At 44.5% G+C, this 24,940-nt stretch carries 16 protein-coding genes and 1 pseudogene; 15 read left to right on the forward strand and 2 right to left on the reverse strand.

The window, feature by feature from the left end:
- Positions 1–332: 332 nt before the first annotated feature.
- The 4 genes from INP83_RS10865 (at position 333) to INP83_RS10880 (ending at position 8,170) form a co-directional block, all read left to right on the forward strand.
- On the forward strand, positions 333–1,808 hold the full coding sequence (locus INP83_RS10865; RefSeq protein ID WP_219123909.1) for a tubulin-like doman-containing protein: 1,476 nt from the start codon (positions 333–335) through the stop codon (positions 1,806–1,808).
- A gap of 201 nt (positions 1,809–2,009) precedes the next feature.
- Positions 2,010–5,450 carry a hypothetical protein gene (locus INP83_RS10870; protein WP_219123911.1) on the forward strand — a complete coding sequence of 1,147 codons (3,441 nt, stop codon included), beginning with the start codon at positions 2,010–2,012 and terminating at the stop codon, positions 5,448–5,450.
- The gene (locus tag INP83_RS10875) at positions 5,451–6,686 is read left to right on the forward strand and encodes a hypothetical protein (protein WP_219123912.1); all 1,236 of its coding nucleotides are present in this window, start codon (positions 5,451–5,453) and stop codon (positions 6,684–6,686) included.
- Entirely contained in the window at positions 6,686–8,170 is a 1,485-nt protein-coding gene (locus tag INP83_RS10880; RefSeq protein ID WP_219123914.1) for a hypothetical protein, read from the forward strand. Before INP83_RS10875 ends, INP83_RS10880 begins: the two co-directional genes overlap by 1 nt.
- Before the next feature lie 258 nt (positions 8,171–8,428).
- On the opposite strand, the gene INP83_RS10885 is transcribed toward INP83_RS10880, so the two are convergent.
- The gene (locus tag INP83_RS10885; protein WP_219123916.1) at positions 8,429–8,863 is read right to left on the reverse strand and encodes a hypothetical protein; all 435 of its coding nucleotides are present in this window, start codon (positions 8,861–8,863) and stop codon (positions 8,429–8,431) included.
- Positions 8,864–9,042: 179 nt separating this feature from the next.
- Between INP83_RS10885 and INP83_RS10890 the strand changes: the two genes are divergently transcribed.
- The 10 genes and pseudogenes from INP83_RS10890 to INP83_RS10940 all read left to right on the forward strand — a co-directional run bounded on the left by INP83_RS10890 (position 9,043) and on the right by INP83_RS10940 (position 18,168).
- Entirely contained in the window at positions 9,043–9,318 is a 276-nt protein-coding gene (locus tag INP83_RS10890) for a DUF3892 domain-containing protein (RefSeq protein ID WP_219123917.1), read from the forward strand.
- A 132-nt stretch (positions 9,319–9,450) separates the two neighbouring features.
- The gene (locus tag INP83_RS10895) at positions 9,451–10,530 is read left to right on the forward strand and encodes a type I restriction endonuclease (RefSeq protein ID WP_219123919.1); all 1,080 of its coding nucleotides are present in this window, start codon (positions 9,451–9,453) and stop codon (positions 10,528–10,530) included.
- Between the two features lie 17 nt (positions 10,531–10,547).
- Positions 10,548–10,688 carry a hypothetical protein gene (locus INP83_RS10900; RefSeq protein WP_219127781.1) on the forward strand — a complete coding sequence of 47 codons (141 nt, stop codon included), beginning with the start codon at positions 10,548–10,550 and terminating at the stop codon, positions 10,686–10,688.
- An 82-nt stretch (positions 10,689–10,770) separates the two neighbouring features.
- Positions 10,771–11,106, forward strand: coding sequence for a hypothetical protein (locus INP83_RS10905; protein WP_219123921.1), 336 nt, complete (start codon positions 10,771–10,773; stop codon positions 11,104–11,106).
- Positions 11,069–12,286: a PfkB family carbohydrate kinase gene (locus INP83_RS10910; protein WP_219123923.1), complete on the forward strand. Its 1,218-nt coding sequence runs from the start codon at positions 11,069–11,071 to the stop codon at positions 12,284–12,286. The genes INP83_RS10905 and INP83_RS10910 overlap by 38 nt, the downstream gene beginning before the upstream one ends.
- Entirely contained in the window at positions 12,280–13,425 is a 1,146-nt protein-coding gene (locus INP83_RS10915; protein WP_219123924.1) for an adenylosuccinate synthetase, read from the forward strand. The genes INP83_RS10910 and INP83_RS10915 overlap by 7 nt, the downstream gene beginning before the upstream one ends.
- Before the next feature lie 294 nt (positions 13,426–13,719).
- Positions 13,720–14,367, forward strand: coding sequence for a hypothetical protein (locus INP83_RS10920; RefSeq protein ID WP_219123926.1), 648 nt, complete (start codon positions 13,720–13,722; stop codon positions 14,365–14,367).
- A gap of 310 nt (positions 14,368–14,677) precedes the next feature.
- Positions 14,678–15,463 (forward strand): annotated as a pseudogene (locus tag INP83_RS21355) (thiopeptide-type bacteriocin biosynthesis protein).
- A gap of 123 nt (positions 15,464–15,586) precedes the next feature.
- A complete protein-coding gene (locus INP83_RS10935) occupies positions 15,587–17,029 on the forward strand; it encodes a hypothetical protein (protein WP_219123931.1) in 1,443 nt (480 codons plus the stop codon).
- Positions 17,030–17,100: 71 nt separating this feature from the next.
- Positions 17,101–18,168: a type IX secretion system membrane protein PorP/SprF gene (locus INP83_RS10940; protein WP_219123932.1), complete on the forward strand. Its 1,068-nt coding sequence runs from the start codon at positions 17,101–17,103 to the stop codon at positions 18,166–18,168.
- A 2-nt stretch (positions 18,169–18,170) separates the two neighbouring features.
- On the opposite strand, the gene INP83_RS10945 is transcribed toward INP83_RS10940, so the two are convergent.
- Complete coding sequence (locus INP83_RS10945) at positions 18,171–21,539, reverse strand: PKD domain-containing protein (protein ID WP_219123934.1); 3,369 nt, start codon at positions 21,537–21,539, stop codon at positions 18,171–18,173.
- A 417-nt stretch (positions 21,540–21,956) separates the two neighbouring features.
- Here INP83_RS10945 and INP83_RS10950 point away from each other — a divergent pair, with 417 nt between their 5' ends.
- A complete protein-coding gene (locus INP83_RS10950; protein WP_219123936.1) occupies positions 21,957–24,911 on the forward strand; it encodes a hypothetical protein in 2,955 nt (984 codons plus the stop codon).
- Positions 24,912–24,940: the final 29 nt, after the last annotated feature.

Raw genomic sequence — 24,940 nt, forward strand, 5'->3', positions numbered from 1 at the left:
TTATCCCGAATACCGAAGCGAGGTCTTCAGGTCCGTTGGATTACTCACAGTTCTGATTTCTATTTCAATAGTAATCTTATTCTATCTGGTGTTGGGCCGTTGGCGAATGATATGGTTCAATACACTTCATTGGTCTTTGACTATCCTTTTCGCCGGTATTATTGGCTTTATGTGCGCGCTCTTATCGGCCAGAAGCGCTATGGACCTTGTTGACGGATATATGATCAGGTTCGCGCTAATTAATGGAGCTTTTGCAGCTTTGCTATTTATTACTTCGTCGTTTTTAATAAAACCTTTCTCGGTTTTTTCCAGGAGAACACCATTTTAAAATTATGAGAATTTTCGTATTCGGCATTGGCGGCACCGGAGCCAGGGTGTTGCGCTCACTGGCCATGCTGCTAGCCAGCGGAGTTGAATTTAAAGATAAAAATATAGAAGTCATACCTGTGATCATCGACATGGATGCCCATAACGGAGATACAGCACGTACCAGAAATTTGTTTCGGAGTTATCACGCCATCCGTAAGACCTTTGTACAATCGTCACCCGATCTTGAGAAAAACAAATTCTTCCGTACAAAGATCAGGTCATTTAATAGGCTCGAGTCAGGCGTCGCAGATGATGTGGAACTGGACATGCAATTTGATTTCCAAAATAAAGACGATTCGTTTTCCAAGTTTATTCATTTTAATGGTCTGAGACGACTTGATCAGGATATTCTTGAACTATTATATAATGACGCCGTTGAGAGCCAGGATTTTCCTGAATTACATCTGAATTTAAGTTTGGGCTTCAAAGGAAATCCTAATATAGGAAGTGTTGTTTTCAATCAATTGGCCAATTCTCAACAATTCAAGAATCTGGAGAGCAACTTTAGTGGACAAGACCGGATATTTATTATCAGCTCCATATTTGGCGGGACAGGTTCGTCTGGATTTCCGACCTTGGTTAAACTTATTAGACAATCGAAGAATGCAAGCCTCGCGAAAGCCGTGTTAGGAGCCATTACAGTGATGCCCTATTTTGATGTAGAACCTAAAGAAGACAGTGCAATCAATTCTTCATTATTCACTACGAAAACAAAAGCGGCGTTATCTTATTATGCAGAGGACGAAGACATACTTTCCATCAATGCGCTGTATTACATTGCGGATAATGCTAAAGCGAGCCAACTCGAAAATGTTGAAGGCGGCCATGAACAGATCAACGATGCACACCTAGTTGAATTACTAGCAGCATCCGCAGTGGTCGATTTCATCGCAAAAGATGATCATGAGCTGGACGGATCAAAGTGCTTTGAATTTGGTTGCGAGCTTGATAACACACCATTTTCTATAAAAGACTTCTCCACTCGCACTAAAGAACTTATCATCGCGCCTCTACTTCAGTTTGCTTATGCAGCACAAATCGCTACGAAAATAATCCCACAGCTAAAGGACAATACCTTTTACAGGCCTAAGGAATTAGACCTTGAGGCGGAAATGGATATCCCTAATGATTACCGTAACTTACTGTCTTTTTTTAATCATTTTAAAAGCTGGACAGAGGAGGAAATGGCTAACCAAAATCATGGAAGACCTTTCCAAACTTTTTCATTTGCTGATGCAGAACATCTCAATAACCTGGTCGTAGGCAAAAAGGTATCCACGAACTTTTTCAACAATGGGTTAAGCACCAAAAAGGTTGCTGAATATCTGAACCGATTCGAAACCAAAGAGCCAAAGGAACTTGGAAAGCCGTTGAAATACATGAATATGTTGTACCAAACCGCGTTCGAGTGCACCAAAGCATTAGGACAATTACCATAATATTGATAGCGTATGCCACATATCTTCAGATTTCATTCAGGAACCATTACCGATATTCTTCATTGGAAGAGCTCGACCAGAATTCAGTCAGTCGACCTTAAAAACGTTGTTGACAGGACGGATGTAATAACGTCAGCCGCAGGATCGTCTATTCCGACGCCACTAGCCAGACTATTCCTTTTTAAAACCGCATTTGAACTGATGTCATCATCAGACTTGAGCGCAACCGCTGCTCAGAATGGTATCTATGCGGGACTTGTGTCTCAAACATTGGACCTGCTTGAACTATTATATACTTCTGGCGGCAACCCGGAACTTTTAAGTTTTGAGAAATGGATTTTTAATGCTAATGATAGCAACTTCTTCGGAAGAGATCACGCTGGTCATAAATTGCTGACATCTTCCTTTCGTCAGGCAGCGTCTCAAACTCCGTTTAATGGAGAAATGGAAATAACCCTAATTTATTATAAAGAAGGGGGGAAAGAAGTGCTTGTAGGTGGAACATCGCCGTTTACAATGGTCTTTACTTCGCCGAATCTCTTGCGCAAAATCCGGGAAAAGCGATTGAAAAATATTGACGGCCTTACCAGTAATCGCGCATTGTTTACAGGGCCGCCCATGCCATTGCATCAGCGAGATCCGGCATTCATTTGGTACATGGAAAATCTCGTCAGCCAACCTATCCGATTATCGGCCGAACCCTTTATCAATTATGTCCTGAACACACGCCGAAAATTTGAGCATCAAGAGCCTGAACGTTTCAGGTCGCAGGGAGTAGAACTGCAGGACATTCTTTTTGAAGGAGATATACCATTATTGGCAGCCGGTAAAGCAATACAACAAATCAGTGCCAAAGACTACCAGAACAAGATCCAATTATACAGTGATTTTTTGCTGGACCTGCCCGTGACAACTGCTTACCCCCCTGACTCGCTTCGTCCGCTTTTCCTAATAAGCAATATGGATCTGGATGGGCAGTACACATCACCATCCAATTATTGGTCAAACCGTACGGTAATCAGTGCTTTGGCTTATGGCCAATCGACCGCTGAAGGGCTATTAACGCGCACGCTTCCTGGTTTGAAAAACGTGAAATATCCTTTCATTTCGAAATTCGATATATTCGAAAAAAGCCTGATCCGGCTTCCTGGATACCTGTTAAATGAAAATAAATTTCTTACACTAATTGATAAGCAGGATTTTCTACTGCCTATTAAACCTCTTTTCTTTCAGTTCTTTCCATTAGATAAAATAACGGATTATGTGACCATTAGTCGTGTTCCCAATAGTCAGGGCACAACACCAGAAATCGTTGTCGAAGTAAGGATACCGATCAAAGGTCCGACGATGGGAAAGAGACAGGTTATTGTTAAGCAAACCTATAAATTGGAACCGCTAAGTTCAAGGAAAGACGACGAAGGAAAATATCCAATGACAGAATATCAGGGCATCTTAGGCATTTTCCCTTTTTTAAAAACAGAAGACCCTGTACTACGCTTTATCAATAATTATACGATCGCATCGTACGAGAAAACCAATCATCAAGACCAATTAAATGGTATCAGATTTCTCAAGAAAAATGGTCAGCCGATTTCAGGCGCACCTGCTTATATCCCGCGGTCCGATTACCAAGATTTAAACACTCGTACAGGATATTATCATGTAAAAGAGTCTTTTGACATTATACAACTTAATTTTCACCTCGAAAGCAACGCACTCGGCGGGTTGATCGTGCCAAAATTCAAACAAGTTATAAATGGTACTGATGAATATGTTTATGGAATCGACTTTGGAACGTCAAATACGCATATTGAATATTCTCGCGTTGAGAACAAGCAAGCCGTAGCCATTAAGCCTTTTGAAATCAATGAAGCGGAGCAAGGGAACATGGTAAGTGCTATGTTGAACAGACCAAGTCGTTTGCAGGAATTAGACGGAGCTATATCTTATGACGATTACACTTGGTTTGGCGTTGATGTGGATGCGGCTAAAGTGATAGCACTTAGAGAATTCGTACCATTCCAAATAGGCGGGCAAAGAGGAGCAAATACCAAATTTCCCTTTCGGACGGCTACCTTCGAGAACAAAAATTTTAAGGCTAACCAGGCACCTCAGCTATTTTCCGATGCTAATATTGGCTTCAATATTGACCGCGACATATTGGTTTATAATCAAGGATATCAAACTGATATCAAATGGCAGCTTGAAACTGATCTCACAAATCCTTTGAAGGAAAATAGAGTAAGGATATTTTTTAGGCAGTTGCTGTTGATGATAAGAAGTCATGCTTTACTTATACGGGAGCCTGAACCGCTATGTGACATGAATCAACTGAAAATTGCAATGTCCTATCCGACAAGTATGGATAATGACCTGAAGAAAGTTTTAATGCGCATATTCAGTGAGGAGATGAGCGCTGTCTTCAATCTTGACCGGCAGGCAAATACGCAAGCCGTTTTACCGGGCGATCAAGCGCACCGGTTAGTCGAGGTAACGGAATCTATTGCTCCTTATTATCAATTGTTGAAAGCAGACAGAAATATTCAGCACAATATTTATTGTAACGTTGATATTGGCGGTGGCACCTCCGACATCGTGTTGGTCAATAACGTGACCAAAGGCGGTGAAAGAGTTTTAAATTGCTATTGCAATTCAGTAAAATTCGCAGGCAAACAATTATGGGGAAGTGTATCGGATAGTTTTGACCCGTTGGACAATGGCTTTTTATTATTCTTCCTGGAGTTCCTCGAATCGCGCAACGTGAAGGATTATGAGAAGATCAAAGAGCTGATCCATGCTCGAAAGAATCGTACGGAAGACATTATCAGTTATTTGTTTACTGAAGAGTCTCTTGGCTTCAAACAGATATTTACCGAATGCAAAGCGCTAAAGGTCCCGCTTCTGTTGCACTACACAGCGCTGCTTCATTTTATTGCCAGTTGCTGCAAAGAAAAGGAAATCGAATTACCAAAAACGCTTAGTTTTTCGGGAAAAGGGAGCGAATTTATCCAGATAATTTTCGCATCAGACGAACACTTGTTAGGTTATACTAAGAAAGCACTTATGCTATTTTCGGGGCTGATCGCAGATCGCGATTTCAAAATCAAAAAAAGCACTGATCCTAAAGCGATAACTGCTCAGGGCTCTGTTATATACGGCGCAAATCCCCTTCGAAAACAAGTTGAGGACATCTTTGATGTGAACGCGTCACGTCAAGCATCTGACGAAATTGAGATCAATGCGGTAGCCGAGACCTATCTGGGGCTAACCGGGGATTTAAATCCGTCAAAGGAAAGGATATATGCTGATTTTCAGGAACCTGGGCAAGAATATCAAAGTGTAATGACCGGTTGCAAGGAATTTCTTAAAAGCTTTTTTGATAGTGATGACTTGATACGGGGATCGGAAAAATCACTGAACATCGTAGATATCAGAAGCTACCGTTCATTTTTCCTGGACGATAAAAATTCAAACAGCGAGATATATGGCGGTGTTTTAAGGAACAGTTATAAGTCTGCCATTGATCAAAAACCGATGAGAAACAAGGTGACGGACTCACCATTTTTCTTCCCTTTTAACACCTCGCTCATCGAGCTATCAAAAAAGATCGCAAACGAAGCTATAGCCGCTAAAAATATCTGAATGAGATTAGGATGGCTGTTGATCCTGTTGCCATACAAGGTGATGGCACAGGGCGATTATGATAAAATAAGATTTGATATCATTAAGGAAACGGTAAATTTTTTAGCTACGGATCCTAAAATTTCAACGCTCAAGGACTTCCATGTAAAGTGTTCAAAGCCCGATTACCAATGTCTGGAAGCAAATATTAATGATAAGAAATTACGAGGGGTACTTCAAAGGGTTCGAGGATGGGATAATAAAAAAGAGAACAATGGGCGAGAAGATATCTTAAGGTTGAAAGAGCGGATATGGAAAGATATAATTGATGCCCCCGGGAAGGAATACCGGAGAGCGCTTCCAGATTATGGCGCTTATGTTAAAAAAATTGATCAATTGCTTCGCGGCATCGCCATAACACCAGGTAGAGCAGCACAAAGCCCGGTTCCGCGTACAGAGTTAAAGACCAGACCGGCTACGCTGGGTGTTGTACCGGATAAGGTTGATGAACAAGAATTATCGGATTCACCCGGTCAAAAAAATACCGAGATGGTAAAAGAAAACGATAACACCACAAACAAAGAAGTAGATTTCATGGATGATAAGATGAGCCTTTTTGCAATAGTAACTTCATTAACAGCTATTTTGATTAGTTTCCTGGCTTTGTTTCGGAAAGCTCCTAAAGTTAAAGCTCCCGCTGTTCCGGCACCGCCTGTTCAGCTATATGCTGACGTTGCTGAAACCAGAAGATTACAGCAGGAATTTGTGAAGGTAAATCAACTGCTCGAACAAAATGATCAACTGTGTAAGCTTTTAGAAAAAAGACTTATAGAATTAGAAAGTCAGAATGTCACCTACGTTTTTGATGTCGCCAGGTCTAAACCTGAATTAGAAAACGTTGACACTCCCGTAATTTTATCGCAAGAGCCGCCGATCCAAAATTTGACGCGATATGCGAAATTCAGCGATCTTGATCAACGGGGCTTCAGCTCAGCCATGCTCAAAGAGAAACAAAACGGAGAGCAAACTTATGAGATTACAATTTATGGGGATGAAGCTACGTTCGTCGTCTCCGATGATACTGGCGCGCAGCGCTATGCCCTGCAGAATTATGAGTATCTAAGCGGTGCATGCATCTTTAATAATCAACCACAGGGTAGCAGTAGAATCGAAACACTGGTCCCGGGTAGATTAGTTCGTACGTCGGACGAGAATTGGGTTTTCGGTGATCGCGCGCACATCCAATTCAGCAGATGATGACCAGAGAGGAAAAAAGCCAATTTATAGAACATGTAAGCTTGGTGATCAGCCAAGAGCAGGCTAATGAAGACTATCCTTATTTTAAACGTTTTGCTACGGAATGCACCCGTTATGATCTTTCAGAGGAGGCTTTTAAATTACAGGTTCTTGCGCCAGCTTTCATGAACTACGACGGACCGCTTGAGCCAACCTCCGGTCCTCATTGCGTTTTGTTTGGGACCCGCTGTTACTCGCTCCGGAAAATGGGGGATCTTCTCTTTAATTTTCCAGCCAGGAGCGAGGAATATTTGTCTGATGCTGTGCTGTTCCGTGAAGATGTCAGAAAACTTGAAAACTCCGACACAACCATGGAGCTTGTAGCAGTTTTAAATTCTGAAAGTCAGGCTGAGCGAAGATACCTCCGGTTGATGTATCACCTAAATCCGGGCCTACCGTTCCGAATTGGTAATGAAACAGCGGGGACACTGAATCTACTTTTGCAAAAGGGGTTTGAAAATTATCAATTTTACGGTCGTATTGTCGCTCAATTCGTTAACGGAAATCTCCGGTTGTGGCTAGAAGAAACGGAACCGGAAATTGCATCGATAATTTCGGCCGATAGCAGTTATTCTGACTTTTTACGATTCTTATATCGGTTCGATTCTTCATTGCCCTTCTACATCGCGGGAGAGTCCTTCCCAAGCCCTCTTTCATTAGCTGCCCGCGTTGTTGCCGATCCTTCATTCTGGGATGTGCTTTACGAACAATTGCGAAACGGGCATCTGGCGATCTGGTTCAACGCTAAGGGGAGAAATGACCTTGACCAAAAATTTGAACTGTTGAAATCTCAGCTGACAGATGATAGCAGGTATGAGAAGAATGAAAAAAAGGCAACCGTGGTCCAGGCCTTGATCTGCGATATGAATAAACAGATCAAACCACCATCCGTCTTTTCAGACGTCCCTTCATTAGCTTTGACCAGTATTGAAGCATCCGCGCCGGTAGAACAAACGATTTCCTTCAAAATAGGTAATCCTGGTTATCTAAAGGTTTTTTTAATGATGGATAAGCAGATAGCTGGAGTTCAATTCAGCAGTGATGCATTTTTGTTGAACAGTTTCGAAGGTAAGACGAGTATCAATATAAGTTTAAAGATCGATCCTGCCTTCTTGGTCAAAGACCAGATATATGCGCTCTCGTTAACGGTAGAGACGATAAACGAACGATTCGAAATCCCGATTGAGATCAAAGCTGTGTTTCCCAAGCAAGCATTCACTGCAGGTGTAATTAAATTTGGTGTGTATGGGCTGCTCTTTTTCGCCTTGATCAGACTCGTCCTGATGGGACTCTTATCATCAGGCGAATGGATGCAGCGTTCTGCTGCACCCATGTCCGACTTACCAAGGGAGTATCCGGTTTTTATTGTTGCCCTCGGCTGCACGATCGCGGGTTTATATTTTCCATGGAAATATCTTGCTAAACAGAAAGATCATGACAAATAACTTGCGAATAGTGCTATTAGCTTTTGCACTTATCTTTATTTATAACTTTTGTGATTCATCCGTTTACGAGGTTGGCCTGCTAGGTTCAGTTGGAGTAATTGGATTCTGCTTTTGGATAATCCGAAAAAATCCCGTGCCGGTCAGCACGCCGTTTAGCACAACGATGAACGGCTTACAGCGAACATATTATGAAGCAGCGCTGAGCTCGGAGAAAAATAGGCGAAACGTTCAACTTGCGATTTTTTTGGTATTAACAGTCTACTGGATGAGGGAGCTTATTGGGAGGCTAGCTTTTTTCTTCTTCTCTTTTTTTGACAACGCTTTTCGGTTTGCTGACAACGTAACCCCCTTGTTGTCCTGGGCGGTTTTGGGGTTAATATCAGGCGCTTCTGCAGGAGCTGTATATTTTGCGAACCGATACCGGTTGTCCGCTACATTTAAGTGCTTGCCGGTCGCTTTTTTCATACTGGTCATCTCAATACTGGCGATTATCAACACACCGTTCGAGGCTCGACAATTCCAGGTTGCATCTCCAGAACGACTCGACACAGTAACCATACCTAAGGTGGTAGTTCCTAAAATAGTGGGAAAGAAGGCCGTACGAAAACGTAAGCTTTTGACTGCGACACATAAAAATGTGTTCGGAATTTCGGTTACCGACCAGGTTAACAATTCCGCACAAGATTCGGCCATCCAAATAGATACAGTAAACTCAAACTAGCTTGCTCTGCGATGGCTGTCAAGAAGATAAAATAGTTGAGGCCTTCATCTGCAGTTTCCAAACATTACGTCTTTTCGTTACCTGATTTGCGGAAACCCGTACGCTCAGTTGTGGATGCAACCCTGTAAATTTGTAAAAAACAATTAAGAACATGGCTTATAAAGTTACGCATATCCGTTTGTCTTCCGGGGGAACGACAACGGAACACATTACAAATGTAAAGAGTACAAGCGACGGTGGCAGTACCTATGAGGAAACAGTCGCCGAAGTTATCAAATACTTGAAAAATGGGAGCAGCTATTACGTTTCTGTTTCAGGCTCAAGAGCCGAGGTAACCTACGTTAAAAAACTAAATGGTACCGAATACATCAAAACAAAACCTGACAATACGGAAAAAGATAATTTATTGAGCTTGCCGCGCTTTTAAGGATTGAACTACTCCTCGAATATGCATTGAGGATAACTGTGGCAAATAACAAAGAAAGCCTCTTGCGGGAACCCGCACGGGGCTTTCTTTTTGACAGCTTAAATTTGTTTAAACAAACTTGAACCGATGACAATGGACTTTAAAGACGAGGTGATGCAGTTAGCTAGCCGGGTTGAAAAACTATTACCACAGATCAAAACTGAGGAAGCGACAAAAAATGCGCTGATCATGCCTTTTATAAAAATATTAGGCTACGATGTCTTCAATCCCTTTGAAGTTAACCCTGAATTTATCGCCGATATTGGCATTAAAAAGGGTGAAAAGGTTGACTACGCGATCATGAAAGAGGGCGAACCCGCTGTCTTGGTCGAGTGTAAGCACCACCTGGAAAAGCTGGATCCGCATAACTCTCAACTATTCCGGTATTTCCATACGACCAAAGCAAAGTTCGGCTTGTTAACCAATGGCCTGAATTATCGCTTTTATACAGATCTGGTCGAAACGAATAAGATGGACAGCTCGCCGTTCTTTGAGTTTAATATTACCGAAATCAAAGAGGCGGATATCATCGAACTGAAAAAGTTTCACAAGTCTTATTTCGATGTCGATAGTATAACGAACACAGCCAGCGAATTAAAATATCTTAATGAGTTGCGAAACCTGATCAGTAAAGAGCTGCTAGCACCTTCAGAAGCTTTCATCACTTTCTTCGCGAGGCAAGTCTATTCCGGACAAGTAACTGCAAAGGTGAAAGAGCAGTTCAGCCCGATAATCAAGCGGTCATTCAGCTCGCTGATCAGTGATTCGATCAACGAAAGGCTGAACTCCGCATTAAAGCAGGAAAAGCAGTTGGAAGTGGCAGAAACTATCAAGCAGGAAGATGTAATGGCCCCCCCAGAACCGGAATCGGGTATCATAACGACAGAGGAGGAACTGGAGGGTTTTTACATTGTTAAATCTCTTTTGCGCCAGCATGTGGATCCGAAGCGAGTAACGTATCGCGATGCGCTCTCTTATTTTGCAATTCTTCTTGACGATAATAACCGTAAGACCATATGTCGCTTATATTTTAACGGGACAAAGAAATATCTGGTCGTTTTAGATGAGGCTAAAAAAGAGATCAAATTTGAGGTTAAGTCGCTGAACGAGCTATTTCAGTATAGTGAACAGTTGCTGGAGGTGATCGGAAGATTGGAAAAAGGGAAGAGTTGAATCAAATAATCATAAATATGCTAAAAGCTATAAAACCAGGACCAAAACCAAGAAAAGAGGATGGTTCATTAGATGAAAGAAGACGGGTCACCCCTGAAAAGAAGCCGCAATATCCTCCTTTAAAGCCACACAAACATCGACCAAGTGAAAGTAAATAATATCAAATATACTTTTAATTGCTTCATCAATGGATACTGCTTTTGGTCAAGCAAGACAATCACGAAATGAAATATTAATATTATGAAAGGTGGCACACCTCCTCGCAAAGTAAAATCTTATGTAAGAACTGTCTCGGTTTTGCCAACAGGCAATGGATCGTCTAACTGCGACCTTTATTTTACTGCTGACTTGGTCAATATTGAGCAGGCACTTAGCAATGTGCCTGTCGGAAATTATTTAAGGCTATCAGCAACATCGGGTGGTAGGATCATTGCCTCAGACACTTCCGGTGCGCTTTGTGCTAGTTTAGATGCTATTGAAGTTCAGGAATTATTGATTTGTATGTCTCAGGGCAACCGTTACCGAGGACGTTTAAGACATGATAGAGCCAGTGTCGATGTTCAAAAGATCCGATAGAGAATTATCTATTCTCGGCGGTACGTATAAAGAAATTTGTCAGGATCCAAGCTACCGGTCTCTGATGGGATCAGGTTTTCGCGCTGCAGTAGCATTGTCCAATGGAGCTGCTAAAGTTCGATTCATAACCTGTTTGGCGGAAGATGAGATCGAAGAATTAACGAATACCTGTTCTTTATTGGACATAAGTTGCAGAATAATATTAACGACATCGACAATCTGTTTTTCCTATTTACACCCACTTAAGAAGCCCGAAATGTATCCGCTAGTAGATAAGTCGGAAATGTTCCGTCTTCCGATAATTGCTGCCGAAAGAGTTCTTTATTATGGAATGGCGGAAGCGGTCACGCCTGTTGAAGCAGAATGGTTAGTCTATGATCCCCAAAATCTTATACGTTTTGAAGACACCGGTTCAGTAGCAACGCATTTAGCATTGATAATGAACAAGAAGGAAGCGTCTTTCTTTAGTAGTCAAGACATCGATTGGCCGATTGAAAGTTTGGGTACTGAAATGCTACAAACATCCAAAGCCGAGGTAATTGTAATCAAAAATGGTGCAGCCGGTGCTTGGGTATTCGAGCGAAACAACGTGACTCATGTGCCGGTTTTTAAAACGACAAACGTTTGGCCGATTGGATCGGGTGACATTTTTTCAGCTGTGTTTGCATGGCAATGGATGCTCAACAATAAAACTCCAACAACCGCGGCTTTGCTTGCATCCAAATATACTGCCGGTTACTGTAATGATGTGGCACTGCCGTTACCTGCCAAACCTATAAATTTTCCGGCACTAAAGTTTAAAACCGACGATCGTAAGATTTATCTGGCCGGCCCCTTTTTTACTCACGGTGAAAGGTGGCTGATTCAGGAGCTTAAAGAAATATTAGAAGACTTTGGACATGATGTGTTTTCACCGTTACATGAAGTCGGTATTGAAGGTAGGCCGCAAGCTATTGCCAAAGCAGATATTGCAGGAATCAATTCTTGTAAAGCTATGCTTGCTGTGGTGTCAGGTCTTGACGCGGGAACATTATTTGAGATAGGATACGCCAGGGCTAAGGGTAAGAAGGTAGTAGTTTTTGCAGAAAATGTTAGTGACGAGGATTTGCTTATGTTAAGGGGCACAGGCTGTGAAATCACTGCCGATCTTTCAACTGCTATTTATACTGCAACATGGTGAAGATATTTATTGTCATCGGTCTCGGTTATGGTGACGAAGGTAAAGGTTTGGTGACCGATTTTCTTTGTGGTGAAAGTGAGCAACCCTTAGTAGTTCGTTTTAACGGAGGGCAACAAGCTGGTCACACGGTGACTTTGCCAAACGGGACCAGCCACGTTTTTGCTAATTTTGGCTCCGGTGCTCTGCGGGGAGTACCGACATTCTGGTCTGCCTGCTGCTGCTTTTCACCCTATCATTTCAATGAAGAATATAAGGAATTGCAATTACATAAACCTGTATTATACATTGATGAAAATTGTCCGGTAACGACGCACTATGACATTTTATTTAATCATGCACTGGAATCTTCAAGGGGAATTGATAGATATGGTAGTTGCGGCATGGGAGTTGGCGCCACCTTTGACCGTTCGGCAAATGTAAAGGATAGCTTGACGGTGGGTGATCTCTTTAGAGAAGAAATCTTGAAAAGAAAACTAACTGAAATCAGAGCTTATTACAAAGATAGATTTGAGAGAGAAACAATATTTGACTTCGACCTATTCCAACACGATGACCAAGACAGGATTTTCTTTTCAGAAGCGTCCAAAGTAGTTAAGTCAATAAACGTTACTACAGCGTCAAAGATCCTACTTGAACGCCGGTGGCAGACATTTATTTTCGAAGGCGCGCAAGGTATTTTACTCGACCAAACATTTGGTTGGTCGCCCTTCATCACCAAAAGCAATACCACCACTCAAAACGCAATGAGTTTGATCAAGTCCTATCTTGAAAAGTTTACCCCGCATTTGGAAATTTTTTACGTGACCAGAGCTTATGCAACGAGGCACGGGGGCGGTCGCTTTAGCCAGTCGGCTGAAACAATTGTCCTGAAAAATAATGCTTGTGAAACAAATTTAAGTAATCCATACCAAGGAAACTTTCGGACCGCGCCTTTAGATGCTGACCGTATACAATATGCATTAGATGCTGATGCGAAGTTTTCAGGAAATGTTGTTAAAAATTTGGTGATTACTTGTTTAGACCAGCTAACACCCACATTTCCGGTTGAAAAATTTTTAAAGAAGATTAACGCAAATTTTGATCGAATTTACGGCAGTTTTGGACCAACCGCTTTGACTTTAAAAACACTGTGTTCTTAGGGAAAAGGCCTTATGGCATCTTAACTGATAATGTCAACATTTAGTGTCCGAAGGTTTTTTAATTACAATTCATATTGCAGCGCGATGGCAAATAAACCAACTTTTTGTTTTTTCCAAGCACGAAGAAATAAGTCGGCGTGATGAAATGATATTTAACAGTGCTAAACACATAAATCAAAGTTCGATAAGCACAATTGTCAAAGGCTATTATTTGAGCAAAATTATAAAAGTGCTTAGTAGGGCTTGCGTGACATAGCGAAATTATATCCTTTTAAAATAATCTAAATCTTAAACATGAGAAAGACATTTCTGTACATGCCACTGCTATCATGCTATCTATATGCAGCGTGCAGCTCTAATAGCCAAAACAACCAATCAGCTACAGATAACCATCGAGACACTGTAACAGTAGAAAATTCAGATAGCGCTAAGCTTGTTGCTAAGTACGGTAGTTCGCTACACGTTGCTTATGGCAAAGCAAACTTTGGCATCTCGGAGAAAGAATTTAATAAGCTGTTCAAAAAATATGATACAGAAAAGGTTGGTGATGATTACTATTCCATAGATGGTATCTTTACCAAAAACGGAAATAAATTATATGCAGTAGAGCTTTATAGTTTGTACAAAACGGCGAATTATGTGGACGCAGATTTGCAAGCTAGCCTGGACAATATCGCTAGCGTTATCACCGCAAGATATGGTGAACCTGAATTCGATCAGGGTAAGCCTGAATTTTTTAGATTTAAGCCTGGGGAATTTCAAGTAGTTAAAGGATGGAATATTTTAAATAAAAGCATTAGAATTGGAATGCGTGAAAAATATAGTGGATCAGAATATCAGGTTGTGTGTCAAATTTATGATAAGTGTATAAACGAAGAAGAGGGCGAAAAATCCGAGCAGGAAAGCAATAAAAATAAATCAGCTGATGCTCATAAATTTTAACAGAAAAGTCGCTAATCCTGGCAGCATTACCCAATATTCTTCAAGAATCTAATTCAGCCCTTATCGTGTACCAAAATTGACTAAATCTCACTCTACTAATACACCGAGGGCGCGTTGTTTTTACACGAATATCATTCGGCACTCAATATTATTAATTTGCAGCGTATCGTTCGGTCAAAGGGCCGGAGGGTCCGCTGGCCGTCCAGTTCGTGGCATTTCTGGTCGGGGAGGAGTAGGTGTTTACACCGGTCAATGCGCCGCTGCATCCGGTCAAAGCCAAGACAAAACGGGGGTTTCTGCCTGGAAGCGAATGGTCGTTCATCAGGTTGGACTGCACACCGGAACGCTCGACAAAACTACTACAAAAATTATTGGTTCCAGTCATCAGGCGGTTCGGCCAAAGCATCGAAAAATGTTTTTTATCCGCTATGATGAAAGTGGACATCACCTGCGCATTAGCTTTCTTATCGCCGCATCTGATCAGTCCGCATTGATGAGTGCCTTGCAGAAACGCGCGGAAAGGCCGGCTATTTCCCGGTTGCTCAGATCGATCAGTATCGCTGCTTAAGAACGGGAACTGGAACGCTATGGTCCAGAACTGATCACCTTTGCGGAGACCATCTTTTACCGAAGTTCCACACGCTTGCTGCGCTACCGTGGTCATGTGCCGATGATCGACATCTTACAGACGGTGCGTATGATGGTGTTCGGATTTTTTACTGATCAAAAGTAAGCAACAGATTTTATCGCCCGTATGTCTGCAGCGTTCGAAAGGGAATTCACTGTGCACAAAAGTGTTAGGGTTCGCATGGATACAGCCTACCGGCAGTGCCACCGCGATCTGTGTGAACAAGGTGCCGGGGAATGGCAGCCTGCATCCGCGAGCGCTGCCGCGACCTACAAAAGGCTGAATAGTGATATCAGGGTATTGCGGGACCTTTCTACGCAACAGGATATGCAAGGGCGTAATACGCTGCTCGCCGGCCTGGTCCATATGCACTTGAACCGGTGTTTCTGCAAAGCACAGCGGAAACAGGAGCTGATGGTTTATTATTTTCTGTGGAAATCTTACCACCACAGGGTGCAAGAAAAATGAGTTGCTGCTTTTGTAACTACTTCACTGTAAAGACATTGTTAATTTAATTTTTTCTGCAATTCAAAAATTAAATTGTAAACTTCTTATTTTAGAGTTGTGATTTCAACCGGTCACACTTATCACATGAAAAAGATCACGATCCTCTTAAGCGGGTTTATAACCTGCTTATCCTTTAGCGCACGCGCGCAGGTCAAACCTCAGCAGATCACCTCCGATATCGCTTTTTCCCGCGCAAAGATCAAATCCGTCCGTGCTAACAACGGGCCGTCCGGAAAAACCGTCACGAATGAGGCCTTCACTAAATTATTAGATTCGTTGCTGTACAATTTGAGCGGAACAGCAGTAAAGAACGGTAAGGCCGTATCAACGGCGGTTATCGTTGACGATAAAAGCGCCACGCTCAACTATACCTTTTTAGACCTGCCGGCTTGGACGATACAAGCGACAGGATCAGCCCAATCAAAAAATAGCTTTGCGGACATTTTCTCAGGTGGGAAGTTCGGAAATACTTATTCCTATGGCTTTAATATCCTGTATTATCCGGCTGTCAATTCAGGGAGACCGTTCAGGGCATCCAAAAATGATGTTACCATCAAAACCGAGAAAGTAATGAATGATTATGAAAAAGCAACAAAATTACTTGCCGGCCGGGATATCGACCGGTTGATCGAGTTATATAAAAAATATGGCCGGTACTTTTTAGGGAATGCCCCGATCGATAGTCCGCTTACCGTCGACGCCGCAGAGATTTACTATAAGGAAAAGGATGAATTTGATAAACTCATTAAAAAATATGCAGCATACCTCCCAAAAAGTTTCAGTAGTATGACGGCAGGGTTACAGGATAAACATTTTGAAGAAAACATTGTCGCTGAAGCATCGCAAGTGTATCTGCACCGGTTGTACAAGGAAGAGGTCGACAGTCTGAATGCCATTCAGATGAAGGCCGGCTTTTCACATATGACATTAAGTTATCTGACCTTCGGCGTACGGTACAACAACGGCAGATTCCCCATATTTGACGGGACTGCATCAGATGATCTGTACACGCGCAAATACACGGATAATTATCCCAGTCTTTCAGCCGGCTATAACTTGATTAAGCTTCGGCCCGAATTTAACATATTTATATTGCCAACCGCAAAGATACAGTATAACCGGGAATTCAATGACGACGACCTGGTGTTTCTCGATATTCCCCAGGGACAGCAGATCATTGGCGGCACGTCATCTGTCGAATACAAACAGACCTCTTATTACCGAACCATCCCCGATAAAAAGACACATGTCAACATTGATGTGCCGTTCAGTGTATTCTTTCCGAGGTCTCCCATTCTTTTCGGATTCGAGATCGCAGCAAAGACAGATGTGGCACCTGAATTGAAAAACCTGGGCGGCCGTATCGGCGTTTACCTGGTCCTATCCGCCGGCAAGCAAAACCTGACGATCGAACCGCTTATCAACCTCAATAAACTCGAGCAGAAGGATAAATCATTTTTTTCAGACCAGGTATCTTTTGGGGTTAATCTTTCGGTTACCCTTCCAGAACTTGCATGGCAAAAATAGGGGGATCTTTGTCGAATGTCTAATTTGTTGCAGCTATCCATTTAAGACTACCACTGATTGTTTATATTTGTTTGAAATTAACTGATGGATACGGCAAGCAAGAATTTAGCGCGACTGTGAGGGTGTCTCGTCTTATTTATCTTATTATGACCCTTTTGTCGGCTATGTCGGCGCTGGCGCAGCAACGGCCGCAATACACGCAGTACGTGATGAATAATTTTTTGCTGAACCCGGCGACTGCCGGGGTGGAAAATTATACCGATGTTAAACTTGGATACCGTAGCCAATGGAGTGGTATAGAAGGAGCGCCTGTCAGTTCTTACCTGACCGTGAATGCGCCGCTCGGGACGGAATTTACACAGGGAGATGCCGCCGGTGCTGAGCCAATGGGTGGTGAAAGCCCTTACAGCCGGATGTATACTGCTGAATACCGTGCTGCAGCGCCTCATCACGGTTTAGGGTTTTCGGTCATCACCGATAAAGCGGCCCGCCTTGAACAGACAGATATCGCCGTCGCATACGCTTACCACCTCGGTATTACGCCCTCGCTTAATCTGGCAGTAGGGGTTTCCGCAGGTGCGGGACACCTGCACCTGCAAACGTCAGAACTGAACTTTGAAAATCCGGACGATCCAATACTCCGGACCCTGGAGAATAACAAATGGCGACCCAATGCGGGGGTAGGCATATGGGCATATTCCGGCAATTATTTCGTAGGTGTATCTGCACAGCAACTGGTATCAAAAGCACCCTTTATTTCCAGTCAAGCGAATGGGCTGCGTTTGAGCCGGGCAGTTCCCCATTATTTTGCGACGGCAGGAATACGTTGTTACGTCAGTGATGACGTGTCTTTATTACCTTCTGCCTTGCTGAAATTCGTAGATCCTGCACCAGCATCGTTTGACCTCAACCTTAAAATATCTTTCCGAGACCGTTTTTGGTTCGGCGGAAGTTATCGTCATAACGATGCGATGGGTATCCTGGCAGGTATCAATGTTAATTCGCTGATCAACGTCGGCTACTCTTACGATGCCAATACATCGGCCTTGCGGAACGTTAGCAACGGATCCCATGAACTTGTCCTCTCGATATTGCTGAACAACCGATACCGGGTGACCTGTCCGAGGCATAACTGGTGAGATCACCTGATCAGGGTGATCGAACCACTGCGTTTCTTTCTGCCGTCAGCAGTAATGATCACGTAATAATAAGCTCCAGCCGGCAATTCTTTTCCATTGTACTTACCGTCCCACGGCTGGTACTTTCCTCTTGACTGATAGAGCATTGTTCCGTACCGGTTATAAATACTTACCTGCGCACCTTTCCAGTTGTCTATATTGCCGATGGTGAACAGGTCGTTGATGCCGTCATTATTCGGTGTAAAACTGTTATGGATCTCCAGTTCGGGTGCGACGTTAACCGTAATCTGCCGCTGCTGCGTGCAAAACCCGTTGGATACCGTTACGGTATAGACCGTTGTTACCGGCGGACTTGCCAGCGGGAACGCTGTCGCTGGGTCATTCAGGCCGGTGGCTGGCGTCCAGCTGTAAGTTTTTGGTTCACCCTTGTAGGTTGGACGAATGGCAACAGGGTTCAGGCTATAGGTATAAGTGGTTTCACCGGCGATGTCGACATCGGGACGGACATCGAGTTCAATGGTCTTGTAAGCCTCGCATCCACCGGCAGAAAGGAAGCGAAAGGTAAGCGTATGATGTCCAGGGCCGGCAAGCTGCGGATCGAAAAAACCCGTTGCGCTCAACCCCGCCCCGCTATAGCTCGCCGTTCCCGGAACGGCATTACTAACGCTGCCGGTCAACTGCACCGGTTGATCGCTGATGCATATTGCTGCCGGTCCGCTAAAGCTGAGCTCCGGCTTAGCGAGCAGTGTGTATTGTGCCGTTTTTTCATCATTGCAGGTGTTACCGGACCAGGCAACAAGCCTGATCATAACCGGGCGGGATGCAATGCCCACGGGTTGAGTATAACGGTAGTTGATCTCTTGTCCGTTCAACGGGGTCTGTATACTGATTTTTTCGTCAGGAGCATTTGCTGCATCAAAATATACGTCGATCCGTGTGATATTGCCACCATTGGCGAACGATCGGTTCCGGATGACCACTTGTTCACCTGCACAGATCGGGTTACTTAACAGTTCAAAATCTGCCTTTGGTGGTCCGCTTACATTTATCGTCTGATTTGAAGAACTTTCACAACCGTTGCTGTTCCGAACGGTTAGTTTGACGGTATAACTGCCGGCAGCGGCATACTGGTGGCTTGGCGACGAAAGTGCAGACCTGTTATTTACCGCCGAAGCGGACTGATCGCCAAAATCCCAATCATAAGACAAACTGCCTTGACCGATCATTGCATTAGCCGAAAACTGCGCCGGTGAGCCGGCACAACTTTGCAGGACGGTGAAGCCGGACTCCGGAGACTTTACAATAGTCTGCAAAACGGTCGTCTGTGCAGTACTGCAGCCGGAGGCATCCACCATGCTCAGCCTGACCGTATAAATATCTGCTTCTGTGTAATAATGTTCTGCGCTGGCCATGTAGGTCGTCACGATCGTTTGGTCGCCGAAATCCCATACCCACTTGACCGGGCTGAATCCGGGTAAGGGCTTGGCACCGAAGTTCACCGGCTTGCCGGGGCAAGCTGGTCCGGAAGCCGTGAGCTCAGGTTGGTAGATCTTTACCGATATTTTCTTGATCGATTCTGCCTGACAACCCGCATCAGAAAGCACGGTCAGCTTAACAGTATATTCTCCGGAAGAACCATACAGGTGGCTGACCTGCCGGCCGGTCGCGGAATTGCCGCTACTGTTGATGTCGCCAAAGTCCCATTGATAGGTTTTTAACTTCTGCCCAGAGACAATTTCCGGCGCGCTGAAACTGACGTTACCCGAACAATCTGCACCGCCTGTGATGATCTCCGGAATAGGTTTAGGTAAGGTCTTAAAGGTATACTCAGCTTGCTCTTCACCGTTATTGCAACCGCCCACCAGGACATGATAGGCGGCGGTTACCTTAACCTCATACGACCCTGCTTGCGCCATCGAAGCAGGTTTCGGCAGGGTATAATAATAGGTTTTACGGATGCCGTCATCGGTGGTCTTAAAGGGTGGGTTTTGTTGTACAATGGGTGCAGTACCGTTGATCTGCCAGCTGATCTTTTCCGACACAAATGGAAGCGCTAACCGCAGGGAAAAGTCCTCATCTGAACAGGCGCTGTCAATGAGGGCCTGGTCACTCGTCCTGATGCCCGTTACTGCGATACTGGAAGCCAGGTTGGTGCCTGCGGAGTAGGAGTAAGACTCAACAAATCCAAATCCGTACGCGATACCATTGAAGCCGCCTGAAGCCTGCAGGTGAAAGGTCTGCACCGGGCTGCCGGTCAGGTCGATCTGATTGTATGCATAGCCGGGTATGTCAGACGCGGGTATAAAAGGCTTGGGTGGTAACTGGCCATTGATCCGGAAACTGGATGCATCCTCCGATCTGATGAGGATGTTCACATACTGTTCCTTGATATGTTCTTTCGACGAAGAATAAATGGTAATGTCACGGATGTTATAGCTGATGGGATTAAGGATCACCATATCCGGGTCGCTATATTTGGTGTCATAGGGACCTAGAAACGTTGCACATTCCTGCGAGATCGCAAATTGTGCAACGGCCACCGGTTGGCTAGCTTCAATCAAGGTGGGCACAGCTATCGGTAGCGGGCTGCTGTAAAACTTTCCTGCTTCCAGCGTAGCTACGACATTTCCGTTAAACTTGACGACCGTGCCATTCTCCTTCGCGACCACACGGATATATTGTCCCCTCGTCCTGACCAGGGACTGCGGATTGTTCTTGCTTTCCATGCTGAACGGGATAAAACCATATTTGGTACCCCAACTCTGGACCGGGTAATTCTGTTGAAAAAGGGGGTCACGGGAGGGCGATATGCAAGTTGTAGCAGCAATAAGCGTGTTATTGCTCCCTGAAAACAAAGCGAAGCGTTTACAACCGGAAGTCGCAGCATCAACACTCACACGGATGCCCGTCATGTCCTGGTCAAAAGCTAGCTGGTAGACGTCACCGGCGCTTTTTAATAAAACGCCCCCAGGTACGATATCGTCACCATTCCTGGTGATCCGGACACGGGTGTCCGGTTCGATCGCTACCACATCGATCAGGTTCCGGCCTTCCATATCCTTTTGCGGATAATTCATGGAGTAATAGTCCTGGCCAAGCGCTTCCTTGGGAAGAACTAGCGTTGCTGCTGACCTGTTGCCTGCAAAAATATGTGCGTACACAACGATCTTGGCGGCATTTTCATCGGCCTGAATGTGAATGGCGTGATTAAGCGCCATGACCTCACCGCCTTGCTGGTTCTCTATATAAACACCATCACGCGGGACCTGGATCTCGGTGACCTGGTTGGCCTGTACCGTAAAGCGCTGGGAAAAGGTATTGGCGGTCACTATACCGCTTGAATTATGATCACTGGTGATGAAGATGCTCATTTTAGCCAACAAGACATTGTAGTTGTCATCGATGTCCGGAACGTGGGTCGGAAAAGGTACCCAGAATTCATGACCAGCGTTGGAGGAAACTTGTGCGTATGCAGGCCTTACGCTTAAAACCAATAATGCGACTAGGATTGCTGCAAAAAAAGATCTGATGATAAGGCGGTAATAGACGTACAACACAAAATCTGGGATAACGTTATGTTAGCAAAAATAGTATAAAAATATTTTGTAAAAAATTTGTTGCAAATATTTTTATCGTTTATTTTCGTGGAAGTTATTTAAAATAACGGTATCGCTAAAATATTAATCCTGATTGATGTTTCGCATTTCGTCGCGAGCATTTTTCGCAGGGGTTAAATGGTGAAGCTTTTTAAATGACACCCTGATTAATAATATTGGTTACAATTTTACATGCCTAAACCTTTATCATGCGCGATGATTATCGTGCTTATGTGCTGGACGGCCCAAACGATGGCCCAAACACCTGCGACGCCAAAAGCATCCCCGGTTAAAATTGTGCACGCTGACAGTGTGCGGCAGGTTCTGCAGGACTCTGTCTCGCGGCTGGCAAAGAAGAAGGTAGCAGCCATTGCATCCCAGGCCGGTCAACCACTCAGATCCGCAACTGAAAAACTTTCATCAGGCAAAACCCGGTTTTTTGATGCTCCCGGTCAGGCTGGCAAAGCCTACAGGAAACTCCGGGACAGCATTGCTAACCTAAATAAATTGCGCAGATCTCTCGGACTGACCACTCCTGAATTTTCGGGAGTAAAAAGTTCGCTTGCAGCTGAAAAAGCCAGGAACCTGGCCTTTAAAAAAGCAGGCAGCGTTTCCAAACCTTTCGTTGCAAAGTTCAAACAGCTACTTAATCCCGACATCGGTCTTAAATTAACGATACAGGATGCTGTGCGCTATCAACCGGTTCCTGCCCTCGGCACATTGGGACAGTCCAAATTCGTAAACGTATTCGGTTTCGATGGTATGCTGAATGCCTTTGGTGTGCCTGTCAAACTTGCATTCTCGACAGACCGGGCAGCATCGATGCCTAACGGCGGGGCCTACAACGATCTTTTTAAATTTGACTTCGATCCGCAGGCTCTTAAAGCTTCACTAAAAAGCGACCTGCAACAATATGCAGATGTCAAAAATCAGTTTCTGGGTGGCAAAGATATCGGTGCGTTTGCAAAAAGTAAGCTGAATGAAAAGCTTTATGACCAAACCACCGGTTTTAAATCGGCCTTGGGAAATAAAAAACTCGCTGATTTCCTGAATCAACCCGGAAATATCGAAGACCTGATGCTTATGGACCGCTCCCAGATGCTCAAAACGCTGAAAGAGCAGGCTGGAATGCCGGATGCTGCTGGACGGCTGCGAAATGCCTTGGCTGAACTTCAGGATCCGACACAGCTTAAAAACCAATTGCTGGCGCAGAAAAATGAGATCGGGATCATCCGGAACAACAGCGTTATTCAGGACTTTTTTAACCATCCCGGCCATTATGACCAGATCCGGTTCATGACCAAAGAGCAGATCGCCGAGAAATTGACCGGTATGAGGCTTCGGGATAGCCTGCAGCGTACGGGTGAACTCGGGAACTCTGCTACGGATAGCCTCCTTAAAGTTAAACTGGCCGGAGATTCGACTACCATGCGTTTGGCACAGGAGATATTTCTCAGCGCACGTACCAGCGGAAAAGTGGACCTCAACCGCCAGTTATCCCAAATGGACCAAATGCTCACACAGCGCCTGAGCACTTTTCAGGCTCTCGCAGCAGGGGCAGCAACGGGCGTTCAGGATAAAAATCTGAAGGGTTTCAACTCGATAATAGAAGTGGAAAAGGTCGCAGCTTCCCTAACAGCGGTCAAAAGTGAAATGCAAAGCAAGGGCCTTGACGTGGATAAAATGATCCAAATGCAGCGTTTCCTGAAAGAAGGAGATTACCGGCACGGCGTCTCGGAACTCGGCGGGCGGTTAATGGGACGGTCTTCGGGAGGGCCGCTTCAACAGTTGTTCGGTAATCTTGATGCCCTTAAACTGGGTGCTTTCAGTAACCATGTTCCCGGTGCCACTAACGATCAGGACCTTTTCCTGAAAGGGGGCTCAGTGACGTTGCGTCCGGGGCGGATCCCGGTCACCTTCGGATACGGAAGCGTCAGTGATATCAGTTCGGTTAAGGATGCTGCTTTCCAGGGTTCGGTTTTCAATGAGCCCAGAAATGTTACTTATATCAGCACGGAATTGCGCCGCTCCGGTTACAGCAATTTGAAGATATCATTCGTCAGTTCAGTGAGCCGGCAGATCAGAAATCAAAATTATTCCATGCCTGCAATATCCAACAATAATGTTGCGCTGACCATCTCAAAAGGTCTTAACATCGGCCGGCTGGGCTTGCTGGACTTCGAGGCATCCAAATCGTCGACGTTATACGCCAATAAATACCAATCACCGGCTTTAACGGCACTGGATGCCAAAAATGGCGCAAGACCGGATTTTGCGGGTGATCTCTACAATTCGCTGGCCTTTGGATTTACGCACCGCCTGGATATGCCGGCCGTCGGTGCCTCAGATAATATCTATTTCAAATATTCGGGAGTAGGGTACCAGAATCCAGGAAATAATGGGTTTGGCGGAGCGCGCATGAAATTTGGTGGCAGCCTGCGTAAGGCGCTCTACCGGAATAAAATGGTACTCAATCTGCGCACCGACTTTAGTAACATGCCGATCAGTTATACTTCTGACGATCGCTGGAAGACCTTCAATGTTCAGCTTGATAGCCGTTTTACAGTAAACAGATCATTCAGTTTTAACTTGCGGTATGCGAATAACGGCACGGATAAGCGCATAGAGGGACTCAGTAGCCGGGTATATAGCTTCCAAAAATTCCAGTTCGACGGTAATGCGAACTACAAAATTGGCCGCAACTATTCCTTTAGTCACTTCAGTGTGGGTACACAGGCGGTGAGCACACCGGCTGCCGGTAATGTTGCAGGTGACGGCTCTCGCTTATTGCTGTTCAACTATGTACAGACAATGATGATGAAAAGGAATGTGTTGTCCTTCAACCTTCTTTACAACCGCGAGCTGACCCCAAATCACCTGATCGGCAATATGCTGAATACCGACTTGAACTATCAGTACAAGTTGTTTCGTAAACTGGTCCTGACCTCGGGGGCAACATTCTTCGATAACAGCGGCATTGCCCGTCAAGCCGGTCTTAAACAGGGTATCCAGTTGATGTCAGCCGGCCATTTTGATATCGGTTCTTACCTGGATGTCCGTAAGAATTTGGTTAAACCGCTTTACGCTGAACTATATCCGTCGTGCCGGGCGGAATTCAACGTGAGGTATCATCTTAACGCTTTATAATGAAAAAGGGATTTTGTTTTGCGCTGTTT

Source organism: Mucilaginibacter sp. 21P (assembly GCF_019331605.1).
Taxonomy (GTDB): Bacteria; Bacteroidota; Bacteroidia; order Sphingobacteriales; family Sphingobacteriaceae; genus Mucilaginibacter; species Mucilaginibacter achroorhodeus.